The sequence below is a fragment of the uncultured Ferrimonas sp. genome, assembly GCF_947489035.1.
In the GTDB taxonomy this organism is placed as follows: domain Bacteria; phylum Pseudomonadota; class Gammaproteobacteria; order Enterobacterales; family Shewanellaceae; genus Ferrimonas.
In genome coordinates, this window is record NZ_CANLCI010000009.1 from 92,004 (window position 1) to 109,034 (window position 17,031).

The window sequence follows — 17,031 nt, forward strand, 5'->3', positions numbered from 1 at the left end:
AGGAAAGAAATAAACTTTATCTTACAAGCTAAGGCCATTTAACCACGGTTGCTGTTGCAGCCATTGTGGCCACGACAACGGCACCCAACGCGGGCATGCCTGCGCCAGCCACTGCCCTAGCGGCGGTTGCTGCTGTTTATCCAGCACCATCGCCACAACGTTAATTTGCCGTAGCTGACATTCTTGCAAGCAGCGGCGCACGCTGGCTTCATCGTCTTGACCGGCATCCACCCACAACAACAGCCCTTGGCAACCCTGTGCCAGCTGCAGGTTATCGGGGTGCTGCAGGCTGCCGCAATGCACCAACACCACGGGGTATTCTTGCTGCCAGCGCAGCAACGCATGTTGCAGTTGCTCACTGCTGGGGGCCATGACCGTTTGCGGTGCCAACAACAGATCAAAACGGTCGGCGTGATCAATGGCGGTGTGGGCGCTGATGTCATTAAGGTTCCAATCGTTCGTTGGGGCACGATCCTCCCCGCGGTTCGATCGGTGTTGAGGCGGCGTTCGGGTGTGCGCGCTGCAATCTAAATCCACCAGCAGCGGCGCAGACAACGATTGCGCTAACGCAGCGGCGGTGTGCTCGCAGCGGGCTAAACTGTTGCGGCTGTGGCCAACGGTCGCGCACCCAATGTGGCCCAGTTGATGCTGGCGCAGCAGCGCTGGCAGCGCATTCAGTTGTTGCAATATCGGCATCATATCGCGGCTCCTAAGGCGAACAGGGCCACCACACTTAAGGCGTCACGCACTCCGGTTAAGAAGATATGCCAGTTGGATTGGCTTTGATCCGGCACATACACCGTATCCCCTGGGCGCAGCACCGGAATGTCGGCGTAATTGGGCTGGGTAACAAACTTCTTTAAGTTAAAGATCCGGGCTTGTGGCTCGCAGCAGCTGTGCTGCACCACCACGATTTTTTCGATGTAGGCGTTGTCGTCGGGGCCACCGGCCTCGGCCAGCAGATCCAGCAGATTCATGGATTGGTCAAAGCTGTAACGGCCGGGTTTCTGCACCGAGCCCATCAACCGCACCACTTGCTCCGACGGCTTTTCTAACCATTGGCGCTGGCGCTGCGGTAAGAAGATGGTGTCGCCGGGCAACACCTGTGGCAGGACGCTTTCGTCGCCGCTTTCAAAGTAACGGGCTAGGTTCAGCTGTGTGACTCGGGCTTTGCTGCCATCACGATGAGTGATCCGTATTTGGCCAAGATCGGCCTTGTCGGTTGGGCCATCTGCGGCGGCCAATATGTCCAGAAACCCCAGTTGTTCGGTAAAGGCGTACCGCCCCGGTGCCCCCACTTGGCCAAACACATAGATTGAGCTTTCTGCGCTTTGGCGTACCCAAGAGCTTTTGTTGTCACTGGGATCCCAGGGCAATTCGTTCACCACCACCGTATCGCCCGCTTGCAACGTAGGCAGTGCATTAAACGCCCCGCCTTGGCGGATGAACTTATCCAGATCAAATATCTGTTTGTCGCCACTTTCTTTGACGATCTCAATCTCGGCCAAATTCGCGTGCTGTTCAGGCCCGCCTGCGTGGGCGAACAAGTCTAAAAAGGACATGTTGTCGTCCCATTCATAACGGCCGGCATTTTTAACCGCGCCGATGATTTTAATGGCGTCACTGGCGGGGATCTTCAGCCACGATTTCTCGTTTACGTCGGTTTTTTCCGGCACAAAAATTACATCGCCGGGCTGCACCGCCGGTAACGCGGGACCCCCTTGGTTTTCGGTATAAGCCAGTAAGTTCACCTCAACCACCGATTGATCCGAGCGCAACACTCGGATGTCACGGGTTTGAGCAAAGCGGGTTGGCCCACCGGCATTGGCCAGCAGATCCAAAAAGGTAACGTTATCGCCGGTTTCATAGGCACCAGGGGCCTGCACTTCGCCCATCACGTAAACGGTGCGCTGGGTGTTCGACACCACCTCGATCTGAGTCGGAACAAACACCAAGGTGCCCGATTTTAATGGCGGCTGACCATGGCTGTCGCCACTGTCTAAATAGCTTTTTAAATCGAACAGGTAGGGGTGGCCATCGGTGATCACCCGAATGTGAGTTACGTCGGCGTAACGGGTGACCCCTTCGGCGCGCATCAAGGCGTCGACCAGCCCCATCCCCTCTTTAAAACTGAAACTGCCGGGGTTCCGTACTTCGCCAAACAGAGTAATGGCTTGGTCGTCGTCACCGGCATCGCCACCAGCGATCAATGAGCGCGCATCAAAGTTCACTTCCACGTTGCCGGTTAATGGCGAGGCGGGCACAAACAGCTGATCGCCACTGCGTAACTGCGGTAATAAGCGGCTGTTGCCGGAGTCCAGATAGGCTTTGAAATTAAATGGGATCACTTGGTCATCGCGCTTAAGCTGCAACTTATCAAGCTGCGCGCCGGGCTTAAGGCCGCCAGCGGCTTCTATCGCCATCTGCACATTGCCATCTTTGGGTAGGATCACCTCGCCGGGGGTGGCCACATAACCCAAAACCCGCAACAGCAATTTGCGCTCACTCAGTTCCAGATCAAACTGATCGAGGTTGAGGTACACCGAGGACAGCGCCAGCTTTATCGCCTGCTTTGCTTGGCCGAGCGTCTGCCCCGCCAAGCGCACCTTGCCAATTTCAGGCAAGCGGATTTTGCCTTCGCTATCCAGCTGGAAGGGCTGTTCAAAATCAGCCTCTCCCGGCATCACAATGGTGATGGCGTCGCCCGCTTGCAGTTGGCGCTGCTCCTGCGCGCCGGCCAATAGCGGCCAGCACAACAGCACCATGATCAGCCAAGTTCTCATTACTGTTTCCCCCACAAACGAGAGCGCCACTGCTGCAGCGGCACCGGCTCGGTGGGTGCCATGGCCACCGTCGATAAACGAAATTCGATGCGGCGGCTGGCCAGTGCGGCGGTTTTAGCGTCGGCATGGTTGAGCTGCAACGCGGCCCCTTCCGAGCGCAATTGCAGCTGCGCGTCCGGCACACCGTAACGGGTTAATTGGGCGGCAACCGCCTCGGCCCGCAGTTGCCCTAACTGCTGGTTATATTCGGCTGTGCCCTCGGTATCGGTGTAACCGGTGATGGTTAGCAACAGTCCTGGGTGTTCGGCCAGATACTGGGCCAACAGTTGTAAACGCTGTTGAAACAGCGGCAACAGCTCGGCGCGATCCAGTGCGAATTGTTCCGCTTGCAGTAACAGCGTCAGCAGTTGTTGTTCGGATAACGGCTGCGCTTGGGCACTTAAGCCCCAGCTGCAGCCGGTTTGTTGTTGCAGTGCGGTAAGGCGAGTGGTTAACCGAAACAGATGATTATCGAGCAGCAGTTGGTGTTCATGGGCATCGGCGATCAGGCCATCCGCCAGCTCTTGGCGTACCAAGGTTAACAACTGATCGGCTTGGTAGGTGCGTTCCGGTAAGCAATCCATCGCGCCCCGTAACCGCAGCAGTTCCAAGGTTTGCTGGGCAGCCACAACGCGACTGCGTAACGCTTGATGCTCGGCCAGATGCGCTGGGGACTGCAGGTAGCCATCCCACGGCAGCGACTGATCCGCGTAGCCACCGTGCCCCTCTTGTGGCCACGAGGTACAACCGCCACACAGCAATGCGGCTAAGGCGATGGCGGCTTTCATACGCTGGCTCCCACGCCAATAAACTCAATGGCGCGATCCACCTTGAGCATGGTTAGGATCCGTCGCGGCTGGCCGCTGACATCGGCAATTTGAATTGAGCGTTGCTGCCCTTTAAGCCGTTTGAACAGAAAAATCACCGCGCCGATCCCAGAGGAATCGATAAAGGCGACTTGAGTGAATTCGAGAATGACCGGTTGAGTGCTGTCTGCCAGCGCCGCTTCAAACCGCTCTTTTACCGCTGGCACGCTTTGAATATCAAATTGACGCGGCATTGCTAAGATCAGTGGCTGCAGGTTTTGATCGATTGCGATAGCCATGCTTGGCCCCCTTGCTTTGGGTGGGTGGGGTACGGATTTACCCCGCTGGATACCCCTATCCCTGCATAGCCAATGCCAACTTTAAAGCCTTTGTTTTTATTAGATAAAAAGTTTTAAATCCTATTTTGCAACGCCTGCATTGCCAAAGCAGAGTGTGTTTTTGCAATCCTTGCACGCCGCCCACTCAGCGCACGAATTCATCCCGCTAACGATCACCACCAACGAGCGCCACATACAAGCGCCACAAACAACAGGGGTATGCTCTGCCGTTAAGTACCGGTAAGTACCGGTCAGTCTAATGGCCGTAACCACACTCGCCAGCCCAAGCGCCAATCTCCGCTGCGATCTCTGCCGCCAATGTCTTGCCCAACAACGCCTCTTGCCGCCCCTAGCGCATCGTTAGTGCCCCTTGGCCGCCAGCACCACCCACACGGTTTTCGTTAACACCTGTAACTCCATTAAGAGGTAGGTGCTGATGCTGCACAAAGCGGCGGCGTAGGCATGATCAAACTGCAACTTGGTTTGCACATCCTCAAGGCAGGTATCACCGGCTTGATTCACTTGAGCCAGCCCGGTTAAGCCCGGACGCAGGCCGTAGGTGCGCTCTAAGTAAAACGGCAGCCGCTGTTCGAGCTCGCCACAAAACTGCGGCCGTTCTGGCCGTGGCCCCACCAGCGACAGTTGCCCCGTAAGCACCTGCCACAGTTGCGGCAGTTCATCTAAGCGCGTTGCCCGCAAAACCGCCCCAACCCGAGTAATACGCTGATCATTCGGCCGCGCCCATTGCGCTCCGGTGGCCTCGGCATCAACGGTCATGGTGCGAAATTTGGTGATGTAGATCAGCTCGGTTTTGTCGGCATAACGAGCCCCTACCCGCAGCTGTCGATAAAACACCGGCCCAGTTGAATCCAGCTTAATCGCCAGCGCCACCAACGGCAGCAGCGGCGCCACCAACCCTAACCCCAGCAGGGAAAACAGCAGATCAACACTGCGCTTGATCCCGCTCACCAATGGCGGCTGATAGGGTTCACCCTGATCCAACATGGCGTTATCTGCGGTTTGCGGCGGCGTTTGGGGGGCAGAGCTGGGTTGCCATGCCCGCCGCGATGACGCCGGTTGCGTTCGCCCCTGCCAACTAGGGCGGATCCCAACCAGCGCCCCAAGGCAGCCCATCGTCGCCCCTTGCAAGGCCAAGCTGAGGTGGGCAACGGTGCCTTTCCCGCCCACATGGGGCCACAGCAACACCACCACCACTGGCAGCATTGCCGCCAGTGCCACCAGCGCGCCCAGCCACTGGCTGAGTACCGCCAGCGCCGACAACAGCATCACGGGCACCAGCATCGGCACCGCCGCCCGCAGCCCCTTGCCACACAGCGCCATCAGCCGCTGCGGCCAGGCTTTGGCGCGCATCGCCTGCCATAACGGCGCCAGCTGCTGCACATTGCCAGCCGCAATTCGGCGCCGCTGGGCGAACAACGCTTCGCTGCTGCGTGGGGCGATATCAACGGCTTTCAGCTGCGGGGCCAATACCGCTTTCTGGCCTTGCGCGATCACCTGCATCACCAGTGCAAAATCGTCGTTGATGCAATCGGCAGGCAGCGGTTGGATCAGGTGGCTGCGCAGGGCTAAGGCTGCGCCGGTGCCCCCCATTAAGTGGCCACTGGCGCCCTCGCCTTGGCGCAGCTGATTCAGTTGCTGCCAGTGCTGGTGTAAACGCCGATCCATGCCATGGCAGTAAGCGCCGCTCACGGCGCCCACATCGGGCACATTAAAGTAGCCATCAACCTGCGCTAACGCATCGTGGCTCAGCAGCGCCGAACAATCGCTTAGTAATACCCAATCGCAGCGCGGTTGCAGCCGTGGCAGATGTTGATTCAAGCGAAAGCATTTGCCGCGATTATGGCGATGATTAAACAGCTGCAAGCGGATCCCTTGTTGCTGGTAGGCAACGCGAAACTCCGCCGCCACCGCCGCGCTGTTATCGCTGCAACCATCCAGCACCACCCGCACCGTCAACTGTGCCCCTGGGAAACGCTGCTTCAGCAAATTATTCAGCTTAAAACGCAGCGATCGGGCTTCGTTATAACAGGGGATCAGCACCACGACTTGCCGCCGAGCCCACACGGCTGTAGCGGCAGTATCGGCCACGGCTTGCCCCGAAGCCTGTTGCCGCATCCAGCGCGGGTAAAGCCACAGATGGATCAACAGCAGTAACGTTGAGATCAGAAAAATAAGCAGCATGTTAGCCCTCCGCCAGCAGTTGCTGATAGTGGTGTTGGTATTGATGTTGATATTCAGAGGCCATCGCCTCAAGCCCGCCACTGGCCAGCGCAAAGGCGCGAGCCGCCTGCTGTTGCGCCGCAGCCAGCCGATGTTGCGTTGCCGTTTGGTGCGCCTGTTGCAGCGCCGCCGACCAAGACTCCGCCGCCGTCAGCAAGCGGCTGCTGCTGGGGCACAACAGCTGAGCGCAACTGCCCACATCGGCGCACAGCACTGGCAACCCACAGCTTTGCGCTTCCCACAACGCCATTGGCGCCCCTTCGTCGGCGCTGCACAGGCAGTATTGATCCAGCGCTTGGTACACCAACTCCGGTTGATCGTGGTGGCCTAAGAAGTGGCAGCGCGAAGCCACCTTCAGCTGCTGCGCCAGTTGTTGCAGTGACTGACGACAAGGGCCATCCCCCGCCAGCACCAGCTGCGCCGATGGGGGTAACGACACCAACGCCTGCACCAGCAGCTGCAGCTGCTTCACCGGCACCAAACGCGCCACCGCACCGAACAGCCACGCCTGTTGCGGCAACTGCAACTGCAATTGCTGCCGCGCTTGGGCTTTGTCCGCCGGACAAAAGCGATTGGTATCAACGCGATTCAATACCACCGCATCCACACCACACCCCAAAGCTTGCAGTTGCTGAGCAACGTTGTCGGCATTCGCCACGCTGGTGGCACCGCTGGTCGCCAATGCCAACCGCGTTAGCCAACGGGCCTTGGGCTGACGCAGATGCCACGCATCATGGTGGGTGTGCAGCTGCACAATGGGGCTGGCACCGGCGCAGGCCAAGGCGCCATACAGCAACGGCCCAATATGATGGCTGTGCAAGCACTGCACCTGCTGCTGCCGTAATTGCTGTCGCAGCCGCTGAGGCAGCTGCCAATCCAGCCCAGAGGTTTTGCCTAAGCCGTGCACATGCTTGAATTGACGCAGCAACGGCCACTCATCTTTAAGCTGTTCGGTGCTGCCTTCGAGGGAAAAATAGTGCAACTGATGCTGCTGACTTAAGTGCTGGCCCAGTGCCAACACCATGGTTTCTAAGCCGCCAGGGTTAAAACGTTGAACCAGTTGGGCAATGATCATCGGCTTGGCCTCGTTTCGGTGAAGGTCAGCTCGGCTGCCAGCTGTTGCAGCTGAACTCGGGCATAGATGCGCTGATCACACAGCGCTTGAATGGTTGCCCACGCGATCCCCAGCGCCAGCCCTCCGGCGAGGCCAAACAACACATTAATAAACCACGGCAACTCAAGGCTGCGGCTGGGGTAATTGGGGGCGTCGATCACTTGGATTTTATTGGGGGCTTCAAACATCCCCAGTTCGCTGGTCACACGGGCTTTTTCGTAGCGCACCAGCAGCTCTTGATACAGTTCGCGCCGCCCCAGCGCCAACCGCTCCAACTCAGCCAATTTGCGCTCAACCGCGGCGCTTTGGCTCATCCGCTCACCAATGCGTTGGCGGTGTTGTTGCAACAGTTCCAGTTCACTTTGCAGCCCCGCCAGTTGGTTTTGCGCTTGCTGCAACTGGCGCAGCTGCGACACCAATATCGGCGTTTGCCCTTCGCTGCTGTCGATGGTGCTGGCCAGCTGCCACAGGTTGTCTAGGTGCTGTTCCAGATCGTAAGGTTTGGCGTTCAATAAACGCTGTTTCTCGCTTTGCAATTGCGACAAACGCGCCTGCACCGCCTTCACCGCCGAATGACGCGGGGTATAGCGCCCTTTCAACTGCGCCAATTCCGTTTGGGTGCGCACAATGCGCTGCTCAATCTCGCCCATTAGCGGGCTGGCACTGGCCAGCTGATTTTTGACCGACAGTAAGCGCGACTGCGCCCCTTCAATGGCGATCCGCTGTTGGCGGATTTTGGTTTCCGCTTCCAGTAAGGCCAGGTTGTTGGCCCCCAGCAGATCCGGCAGCAGCGCCGCATTTTGTTGTTTAAAGCTGGCCAGTTGTTGCTCGACCTCATTCAGGCTCTGCTCTTGCCGCTGCAGTTGCACCTGTAAAAACCGTTGCGAGTCTTCCACCGCCCGTTGCCCCGGCGCCATTAAACGGCGCTGAAAGCTGACGGAAAACGAAGTTAAAATGGTTTGGGCTAATGCCGCTTGCGGCCAGATCACTTGCAGCCGCACCAAGCTGTCGCCCATCACTTCCATCGACACCGCATCACGCAACTTCGCTCGCACCATGGCCGCTTCGGCTTCGCTGCTTGTGGCATCAATCAAGCCGCTGTGCTCTGCCACCTCTTGCAGCAGTTGCCGCGACCCTAGCAAGGCGCGCAGCCCCGACAGTCGCTGCTTAAGTTGCACCGCCACCGACATGTCTTTTAAAAAGGGGTTGGCCAATGCCGACTCTTGCAGCAGCATCACCGTATGGCTGCGGTAGCGATTATCCCCCAGCTCACCTTTGAGCCACAGCAGCGCAGCTAACCCCAGAGCGGGCAACCACAACGCCAGTCGCCAACACCACAAATGGTACAACCAGCGATAGAAGAACAACTGCGCCGAGTCACTGAGCATGGGTCAGCCCCACGGTAATTTGATCGGCGGCTAACGCCGGTTGATAACGGCAATCAATTTGGCCTTGGTAGCCCAATTGGCGCAGCCCCGTTTCCAGCTGCCGCTGCCGTTGCTGACCTACCAGCGCTCGCTGCCATAACGGTTGTTGTTGGTTGCTCGGACCAACCGCAATAGCCAAACGAGCACTGGCAAGTAGCTGGGGAGTCAGATGTTGCCCAAGCAGCCAAGCGGCCGATTGATCCGCTTGCCATTGCAACACTAACGGCTGCCCCAGCGTGGTGCCGGTGGGCGCAGAGGATGAACCGGTGCTGGCACAACCAACGTTCAACAACAACGCCACGGCCCACAACGGGGCAAGATGGTGATAACGACGACGCATGATCTGGCTCCTTACCTATCCGCTTCAACCCACGTCAATCTGCATGGGGTAAAGCGTGAATGGGGTGTCTACCAGTGTTATTGCAGGAACCAGGCCAACAAAATAATCGTTATTAATCAATTAAGTAAAAATGAACTCGGCGAGCTATTGCAGTTTGCAACTCGGGAGTTGCAGCCGTTGGCATAGGCTGTCAGCTCGGTGCTGCCAGCTTTCCCCCGCCACCTGCCGCCGGATCCCAGCCCGATGAGGTTTGGTTTGCAACGTTTGCACAATTTGGGTCACGAACCCCTGCCAGCCCTCCCCCGTTGCGATGCCGCAGCGATACTGAGATAACGCCGCAAATGGGCTGCTGATCACCGGCACGCCAGCGGCCAGATATTCTCTTAACTTCAATGGGTTACAAGCGGCGATCTGGGCATTGCGCTTAAACGGCAACAGCGCCACATCAAAGTGCTGCACGTAAGCAGGCAACTGCTGATGGGGTTTAAACGGCAGTAGGTGCACATTCGCTAACCGCAGCAATTTATCGGGGCACTCGCCACGGTGGCCAATCAGCACCAACTGGCACTGGGGCAGTTGCTGCGCCAACTGATGCAGCAGCTCAAAATCGATCCAAGCCGCTAAGCTGCCATAAAAGCCCAATATCGGCCCCTCGGGCAGATCGTCCGGCCTCGGCTGGGGGCGACTGAATTTAACCAGCTCGACCCCGTGGGGCAGCACACTGGCATTCGCGTGAGGCAGCTTGTGCAGCAGGGTTTCACTGGCACAAAACAGGTGCTGACAGCGCGCCAACAACCGCTGTTCACACTCAACCACAGGCTGATGCTGCACCCCCGCCAGCGCTGAAAAATCATCGCCGCAGTAGTAGATCACCTCGGCCTTGGGGTACAGGCTCAGGTAATCCACCGCACTAGGCAATGCGCACCAGATGTAATCAAAATCGCCATAGGGCTGGAGCTGCCGCGCAAGCTGCTGGCGGTTATGGCGCTGCAACCAGCGCGACTGCGCCAGTGGCCAGACTTTAGGGGCTATCACTGGAAACGGCGCGTGCTCACCTGCGCTGTGGCTTTGAGCTAACCCCTTTCGCAGCAGGCGGCGCAGATCCGTCAGCCTTGGCTGGCGTAAGCCAATGGAGTTCACCCACACCAATCGAAACTGTTTTTGCAACGCCAAGGCTAAGTGTTGCGAACTGGAGGGCAACCTGCCCCAATCTTCGCCGAAAATAAGCATTGATGGTTTCATTGTGGCGTCTCCAACATGCGGATCACGCGCGCCGGATTGCCGCCAACCAGCGCGTGAGCCGGCATCGACTTGGTGACCACGCTGCCGGCGGCCACCACGGTGCCAGCGCCGATGTCGACCCCCGCGACCACGATCACCCCGGTGCCCAGCCAAACATCCCGTTGCAAGCGGATCGGCCGCGCTTGTTGCGGCAGTTCCGGTAACCCTTGCGCCCGCGCCTCGGCGTTCAGTGGGTGGCCGGGGTAACCCGCCAGCAACACTTTCGGCGCCAGCCGCACGTTGTCTTCAATCACAATCTGAGTCCCTACGGCAATGCTGTTTTGCCAGCCAATGTCGACGTTATTGCCAACGCTCAAGCGGCTGTTGGCGCGGCCACAAATGGTGCTAACGCCGCTCATGCGGCAGCCGCTGCCCATGGTTATCGCCACTGGCCCTAATTTTTGCGGCAAGCCGCTGTACAGGTAGAGCCCATCACCGCCCTCAATTTGGCTGCGCCACAGCGGGGTCCACAGCAGTGTGCGCGCCAACAGCGCCAGCCCTTGGCGACTGCCTTGCAACAACCACAGCAATGGCCGATAGATCAGTTGCAACGGCGGTGCATGCCACTGCCGTAGTTGATGATAATGGGGGCGTAACCACGCCTTAATTGCAATTTGCATAACCGTTCTCCGAAGTGATGCGCCATTGGGCCCAGATCAGCGCTGCCATGATGTACAGCGGCCACGTGAAGGCTTGGGTCAGGAAGGTGCCGCCGATGCCAAAGCCCACTACCCCAGCAAAGCAAGCTAAGTGCCAACCGTTCGGATCGGCGTGGCTTAGCAGATGAAATGCCCGCCGTAACAGCAGCAAATAGAAACCGACAAACAAGATGAATCCGCTTAACCCCGCTTCGGCCATCACCTGAAACCAGCTGCTGTGCACCGCGTGGTTTTTGCCGTCCCAATGGGGGCTATGGAAGTAGTAGTTGGCGTAGAAGTTATCCAGCCCCACCCCCAGCAGCGGATTGGCTAACATCATTGAAAACGCCGCCTGCCAAGCGTAAAGCCGCCCTAAGGCCGATTCATCAATGCCAGACTCAGCGGCACCGCCAGACTGACGCTCGGCGATCCCCGCCAGCGACAACAGCAACAGCAGCAACAGCGGCGCCAGTGCCCACAGCCAGCGCGGCAAGCGAAAGCGCCGCACCAACAACAAGCAGCTGATGGCAGCCAACCCCAGCAAGCCACCGCGACTTTGGGTGGCCAACATCGCCGCCAACAGCAGCAAGACCACCAACGTGGCCAGCCATTGCCCTTGGGATCGTTGCAAACTGCGACTTAAGGCAAAGCTGAACGGCAACAACAGCACCAACGCCAGATCGTTTGGATCCCCCAGCATCGAACCGTAGCTGCGGCCAATGGTGACTCGGCTGCCTTCCACCAGTTCGAGGCCATGATGGCTGTTATACAGCGCCACCAGCGCCACCACGCCGCCGGCGATGATGATCCCCCAGCTCAGCCAATCGATATGCCGTTGCTGTTGCAGCAACCATGAACAGGCAAAGCACATCAGCACCACTTTGATCCAACTGCCCAACAGGTAATTCAACGCCAAGCCGCTGTTGCTGGCCAAGAGCGCCCCCAGCACCGTCACGCCAAACAGCGCCAACAGCAACTTGCCTTCCGCCAACAGAAAAGGGGTCAGGTTGCGTTCAATCATCAAGCGCCAGCCCAACACCAACAACGCCAATAAGGCGAGCAGTTGCGGCAACCGCAGCGGCAACAGCAGCGGGCTCAGTTCGTGCAACCGAAACGCCGACAGCAACACAAAGCCAACCACCACCGCGACCGCCAAATAACGCAGCAACACCAGCAGCCCTAACAGCGCCACCGCTGCCAACAGCGGCAACCACGGCTGAGCAACACACAGCGCCGCCCCCAGCAACATCAGCAGCAATGCACCAATCAGTGATTGGCGGGAGGTATGGCGACCGCTTGCCTTGAGCCGCTGGCGTAAGCCCCGCAGGGGGGAAATCGCTCCAGAGTCTGGGATCATGATGGTTGCCCCAGCGGCATCGTGGCCGCGCTGCGCTGCTGGTAGCGTCGCCACAGCAACCCCAGTTGCAGCAGCGCGGCGCTGGCGTACCCCAGCGGTTGATCCACCACTAAGGCTGCCAAGCCAACAGTCAGCGCCAGCAACAGCTGCTGCCGCTGATAAGGCAGGCAATACAGTTGTTGGCTGCGCCAGTAGAACAGCCCCGCGCGCACGGCCATCAGCCCCAGCATTAACCACAGCAGCCACAACACCCCACCGCCAGCGACAGCCAGTGGTACCAACAGCAACGCTGGCAGCGCAATGGCGGCATTGAGCCGCAGCGGCAACTGGCCACTGTCGCGAAAATACACGCCCAAATTAAGCACACTGGCAAGCTGACGCAGCAAGGCGATCGCCAGCAACCCAGGCAACCATTGCAGCGCAGGCCAATAGTCGGGAGCAAACAACAGCTGCACCACCGGCGGCAGCAACAACGCCACCAACAAGACCGCCAGCAACAACAGAAACACGCCAATGTCACTCCAGCGTGCCAACTCATGGTGGTGACGCTGCTGGGCTAACGCCATCCGCCGCGGAAACCACCACAGATTAAAGGGCTCAATCAGATAGATTGGCAGGAACGCCAGCTGCGCCATCAACGCATATTGCCCCAGCGCCGCCACCCCAAGCGTTTGCGCCAGCCACGGCCGCTCGTAGCCAACAAACACCACCCCAATGGCGGTACACAGCGCCATCGGCACCCCATACCGCAGCAGCGGCATGATGTGGGCAAAGCGCCTATGACGGGGCTGGGGATCAGCGCCCAACGGCGCTGAGCGCACGCCTTGTTGCGCCGGATCCACAGGCGGAAGCGATTCCCCGCGCCAGCTGTAGCCCAACGCCAACGCCGTGGCCGCAGCACCGGCGAACATCACGCCACCCACCCCAAATCCCAGCAACAGCGCCGACATGGTCAAGCTGCCCTGCAGACCGCTCCAAAGCAGCATCACCTTGGCATAACGGCCACTGCGATCGGCAATTCGCAACAGCATCAGCCGCACCCCAAGTTGCGCGCCGCAACCTAGGTTCAGCCACAGCAACCACAACCACAGCCCTTGCAACTGCCCCGGCAGCCAAGGCGCCAACAGCAGCGTGCATGGGCTCAAGAGTAACCACAGCCCACCGTAATAGCGGGTTAAGGTGGCAAGCTGAGCCAACCGCTGCGGCATGGCGGCAAAGCGCTGGGCGGTTTCGGCCAACCCCAACCCCGCGACGATGCTGCCGACGTTGGCCAGCGCCACCAGCAGCCCCAATTGACCAAAGGCGCTGATCCCCAGCACGGTGCTGGTGAGTGGCAACAGCAGTAACGACAGCGACCGCTGGGCGATGCAGCCAAGACCATAATGCAACGCCGCTCGGCGATTCATGCCAGCGCCTCAACCAGCTGCGACAACCGCTGCGCTTGGGTTTGTACCGTGTATAAGCGCTCCACTCGGCGGCGACCATTCAGTCCCAGCCGACGGCGCTGCCAATTGGGCAGCTGCTGTAATTTGCTAATGGCGCTGGCAATGCCGCTGCTGTCTTCCACTGCCACGGAATAACCGCAGCTTTTTTGTACTATCTCGGCCAAGCCCATAAGATCGCTGGCGATCACGGGCAACCCCAGCGCCATCGCTTCTTTGCACACCAACGGCCCGGTATCGCGATCGCCATTGGCGGCGATGCGATAAGGAGCCACTAAGGCTAGATAGCGGGGGCCGCAACGTTGCAGCCAGCGTTGATCGCGGCTGCCTAAGAAGTACACGTCCAGTTGCAGCTGCTGCGCTTGTTGCTGCAGCGCCTTCAGCAACGGCCCATCCCCAACCACATCCAAGCCCGGACGCTGTAATGGCGGCAGTTGAGCCAGCGCCTGCAGCAACAGATCAACGCCTTTTTTCTCCACCAATCGGCCCACAAATAGCAGCCGCTGGTTGTGTCCCCCTTGGCCAAGAGCAAACTGCTTGGCATCAATGCCGCAAGGCACTAGTGCCGCATTGCAGCTGGGCTGGGCTTGAAACTGTTGCACCATTTTGCGGCACACGCCGATGGCCAGATCCACGCTGCGTAATTTCAGTTCCAGATCGTAAGGGGCTTGGTAGATGTCTGCCCCATGGCCAACAAAGGAAACCGACACCCCACAAAATTTGGCAGCGACAATCGCAACGGCGGCGCTGTGCTGAGCAAAATGGGCATGGATGTGATTGCAACGCTGCTGTTTTACCACTCGGGCCAGCTTCATGGCCGCCAACCATAAGCTGCGGCGCGACCACGACTTCTGAGCATTGATGAACCGCCAGCCAGCACGCCGTTGCGGCAGGCTGATGGCGGTCAGCAACGCCGAAAAACGCGAAATTTCACTGAGCAACTGCACCTGAGGCAACCACTGCTGCTGCAGGGGCTGCATGGTCGCCACACTGCAGCGTTCAAACGTACACGGCACCACCTTGTGCCCCAGTTGGCTCATCGCTTCCATTTCATTAACGATGAAGGTTTCCGATAGCACCGGAAAAGCGGGGATCACATAGGCGATGGTTTTCATGCAGACTCTCCAACCAATAAGATGAGTGGGGAAAAGCAAGCATCAGGCCAAAATTCAAGCAGTTGATTTTGCTAGCAATTGCTCAGTTAATTGCAGTTTGCAACAGCAACGACTCATTCGCAGTAGTGGCCACAACCACGGCGAACACAGATAAATAACGCCATGAAAATTAACGGTAAAAATTGATATTGCCGTGACTGGCACAGAAGCTGCTTTGGCAAATGACAGCGTAAAAATGAGGATAAGAGATGGCACTTGGTATTAGCGTGGTGATCCCCAGTTACAACTGCTTGGAATATCTGCCATTGGCACTGCAATCCGTGTGGCAGCAAACCGAAGCAGCGGCGGAAGTATGGGTGGTGGATGATGGTTCCGATGACGGCACCATTGATTATCTGCAGCAACAGCAGTTGCACCACCCCAACCTGTTCTATCTGCGATTAGAGCGGGTTGGGGTCTCGGCGGCGCGCAACGCGGCCATCGCACTGTGCCGCTGCCCGTGGATCGCCTTTTTGGATGCGGACGATGTGTGGACGCCAGACAAGCTGCGCCTGCAGCGACGGTTACTGCAACAGCAGCCCCACATCGCCTTACTGTTTAGTAATTACCAGCACATCGATGAACAGCGCCGTGCCATTGTCGATTGCTTCAGCTACTGGCCTCGTTTTCAACGGCAGCTGCAACTGCCCGCCCAACGGGTTTCACTGACCGACATTTTGGCGGAAAACGTGGTGGGCACCTCTACGGTGATCGCCAGCAAAGCCGCTCTGCTTCGCAGTGGTGGCTTTGATACTCAATTAGGCTCGGCGTCGGATTGGGATCTGTGGTTAAAGTTGGCGCAAACCGGCGCAGTATGGTGCCAACAACAGCAGTTGATGGAGTATTTAATGCGAGCCAATTCCATCAGCTGCAAGCGACTAAATCGACTGCAAGCCATGGCGGCCATCATCGAACGCCATCAACACCACAGTGACGAGAATGGGGTGCAGTGCGCCCAAGCGGCGCTGGCGCGGGGGTACAGTGAATACCATGAAGAGATGGGCCAATATTGGCTGGCGTTGAAATATCAGTTGGCGACGTTCAATCACCACCTGCCGCTAAAAAACCTGAAACGATCGGCGGCACTGTGCCTGCGCGGCCTTAGCCATACCAGTTAACGTTAACCACCCCTAACAGTAACACCGCAGCAGCGGCGCCCACGGCCATCCGCCCCACCTGGGAGCCTGGCTCCAGATCGTATTGGACAATGGGCATTTCCGGCTCTGGCGTGGCCGCTGACTGCAGCAATTGATCGCTTAATTGATGGCGCTGACGTAAGTCTGCCAACACCTGCTCTACCTTAATTGCTTGGCCAAACACCACCACCGCTCGGTTCAGCTCGCAGGCCGCTTGGTATTCGCGCGCCTGCAGCAGCCGCTGGGCTGCTCGGATCAGCAACGCTTCGTGGCCAAAGTAGTGCTGAAAAAATTGCTGCTCTAACTCTTCGGCGATGCGGCCGCCCCAATCGAACGCTTTTTTCTCGGTCACGAGCAGCCGAAACGCAAAACTGAGCGAGGGTGAGTAAGAGGCCAAGCGGGCATCGTCATCCGCCAGCTCAGGATAATAACTGAGGCTATAGTGCCAAATTTCATCCAAGGCACTGTCGCCGGTGGTGCGAATGGCCAAGTGGCCACGCAGATCCCACTTTTCTTGCTGGGCCAGATCAAACTGCTGCCGTGCGGTTGGGCAAGACAGTACCGCACTGGCGTGTTCAATCTCTTGCAGCAACGGTTTAAATTTCAGCTGCTCTTGGGCCGAGCCGGTTTGATAGCGATTGCGTAAGATCGAGGTGGTGGCGCGGATCGCCACTGCATCGATGCACGGCGGCAGCCCTAAAATGTCGTAGTAGTTTTTCTTATTCATTATGTGTACTGCTCACAACCTGTGGCAGCCATCAACATAATGCACTGCCGCAACGTTAAAACCTTAATAAATATATGGAATTAACATTTATATACAATGTTGAATATATCGTTGTGGTTGTGGATTGACCAGCCTTTTGTCTGGCCGCCCTGCGTGGTAAACGCAACAGCAGGAGAGCAGTCAATCAGAGGCAAGGAACGCTGCCGTT

15 protein-coding genes are annotated in these 17,031 nt (G+C 58.2%); 1 reads left to right on the plus strand and 14 read right to left on the minus strand.

Translation table 11 applies throughout. From position 1 onward, the window contains the following. Positions 1 to 21 precede the first annotated feature (21 nt). The 13 genes from Q0796_RS07750 to Q0796_RS07810 all read right to left on the minus strand — a co-directional run bounded on the left by Q0796_RS07750 (position 22) and on the right by Q0796_RS07810 (position 14,921). On the minus strand, positions 22 to 699 hold the full coding sequence (locus Q0796_RS07750) for a hypothetical protein (RefSeq protein ID WP_298441718.1): 678 nt from the start codon (positions 697 to 699) through the stop codon (positions 22 to 24). After that, a complete protein-coding gene (locus Q0796_RS07755) occupies positions 696 to 2,783 on the minus strand; it encodes an SLBB domain-containing protein (protein WP_298441720.1) in 2,088 nt (695 codons plus the stop codon). The genes Q0796_RS07750 and Q0796_RS07755 overlap by 4 nt, the downstream gene beginning before the upstream one ends. Further along, positions 2,783 to 3,610 carry an OmpA family protein gene (locus tag Q0796_RS07760; protein WP_298441722.1) on the minus strand — a complete coding sequence of 276 codons (828 nt, stop codon included), beginning with the start codon at positions 3,608 to 3,610 and terminating at the stop codon, positions 2,783 to 2,785. Before Q0796_RS07760 ends, Q0796_RS07755 begins: the two co-directional genes overlap by 1 nt. Further along, positions 3,607 to 3,927, minus strand: coding sequence for an STAS domain-containing protein (locus tag Q0796_RS07765; protein ID WP_298441723.1), 321 nt, complete (start codon positions 3,925 to 3,927; stop codon positions 3,607 to 3,609). The genes Q0796_RS07760 and Q0796_RS07765 overlap by 4 nt, the downstream gene beginning before the upstream one ends. A 399-nt stretch (positions 3,928 to 4,326) precedes the next feature. Then, positions 4,327 to 6,168 carry a sugar transferase gene (locus Q0796_RS07770; RefSeq protein WP_298441725.1) on the minus strand — a complete coding sequence of 614 codons (1,842 nt, stop codon included), beginning with the start codon at positions 6,166 to 6,168 and terminating at the stop codon, positions 4,327 to 4,329. Position 6,169: 1 nt separating this feature from the next. Next, positions 6,170 to 7,282: a glycosyltransferase gene (locus Q0796_RS07775; RefSeq protein ID WP_298441726.1), complete on the minus strand. Its 1,113-nt coding sequence runs from the start codon at positions 7,280 to 7,282 to the stop codon at positions 6,170 to 6,172. Continuing rightward, entirely contained in the window at positions 7,279 to 8,709 is a 1,431-nt protein-coding gene (locus Q0796_RS07780) for a hypothetical protein (protein WP_298441727.1), read from the minus strand. The genes Q0796_RS07775 and Q0796_RS07780 overlap by 4 nt, the downstream gene beginning before the upstream one ends. Then, positions 8,699 to 9,088 carry a hypothetical protein gene (locus tag Q0796_RS07785; protein ID WP_298441728.1) on the minus strand — a complete coding sequence of 130 codons (390 nt, stop codon included), beginning with the start codon at positions 9,086 to 9,088 and terminating at the stop codon, positions 8,699 to 8,701. Before Q0796_RS07785 ends, Q0796_RS07780 begins: the two co-directional genes overlap by 11 nt. A gap of 144 nt (positions 9,089 to 9,232) precedes the next feature. Beyond that, positions 9,233 to 10,330 carry a glycosyltransferase gene (locus Q0796_RS07790; protein WP_298441730.1) on the minus strand — a complete coding sequence of 366 codons (1,098 nt, stop codon included), beginning with the start codon at positions 10,328 to 10,330 and terminating at the stop codon, positions 9,233 to 9,235. Further along, the gene (locus Q0796_RS07795) at positions 10,327 to 10,989 is read right to left on the minus strand and encodes an acyltransferase (protein WP_298441732.1); all 663 of its coding nucleotides are present in this window, start codon (positions 10,987 to 10,989) and stop codon (positions 10,327 to 10,329) included. The genes Q0796_RS07790 and Q0796_RS07795 overlap by 4 nt, the downstream gene beginning before the upstream one ends. Continuing rightward, positions 10,973 to 12,418, minus strand: a complete 1,446-nt coding sequence (locus Q0796_RS07800) for an O-antigen ligase family protein (protein ID WP_298441734.1) — start codon at positions 12,416 to 12,418, stop codon at positions 10,973 to 10,975. Before Q0796_RS07800 ends, Q0796_RS07795 begins: the two co-directional genes overlap by 17 nt. Then, positions 12,361 to 13,770 carry a hypothetical protein gene (locus Q0796_RS07805; protein WP_298441736.1) on the minus strand — a complete coding sequence of 470 codons (1,410 nt, stop codon included), beginning with the start codon at positions 13,768 to 13,770 and terminating at the stop codon, positions 12,361 to 12,363. Before Q0796_RS07805 ends, Q0796_RS07800 begins: the two co-directional genes overlap by 58 nt. Then, entirely contained in the window at positions 13,767 to 14,921 is a 1,155-nt protein-coding gene (locus Q0796_RS07810; protein WP_298441738.1) for a glycosyltransferase, read from the minus strand. The genes Q0796_RS07805 and Q0796_RS07810 overlap by 4 nt, the downstream gene beginning before the upstream one ends. Positions 14,922 to 15,169: 248 nt before the next feature. On the opposite strand from Q0796_RS07810, the gene Q0796_RS07815 reads away from it, so the two are divergent. After that, positions 15,170 to 16,078 carry a glycosyltransferase family A protein gene (locus Q0796_RS07815; protein ID WP_298441739.1) on the plus strand — a complete coding sequence of 303 codons (909 nt, stop codon included), beginning with the start codon at positions 15,170 to 15,172 and terminating at the stop codon, positions 16,076 to 16,078. On the opposite strand, the gene Q0796_RS07820 is transcribed toward Q0796_RS07815, so the two are convergent. Then, positions 16,062 to 16,823, minus strand: coding sequence for a hypothetical protein (locus Q0796_RS07820; protein ID WP_298441740.1), 762 nt, complete (start codon positions 16,821 to 16,823; stop codon positions 16,062 to 16,064). The two genes, Q0796_RS07815 and Q0796_RS07820, sit on opposite strands and share 17 nt — an antisense overlap. Positions 16,824 to 17,031: the final 208 nt, after the last annotated feature.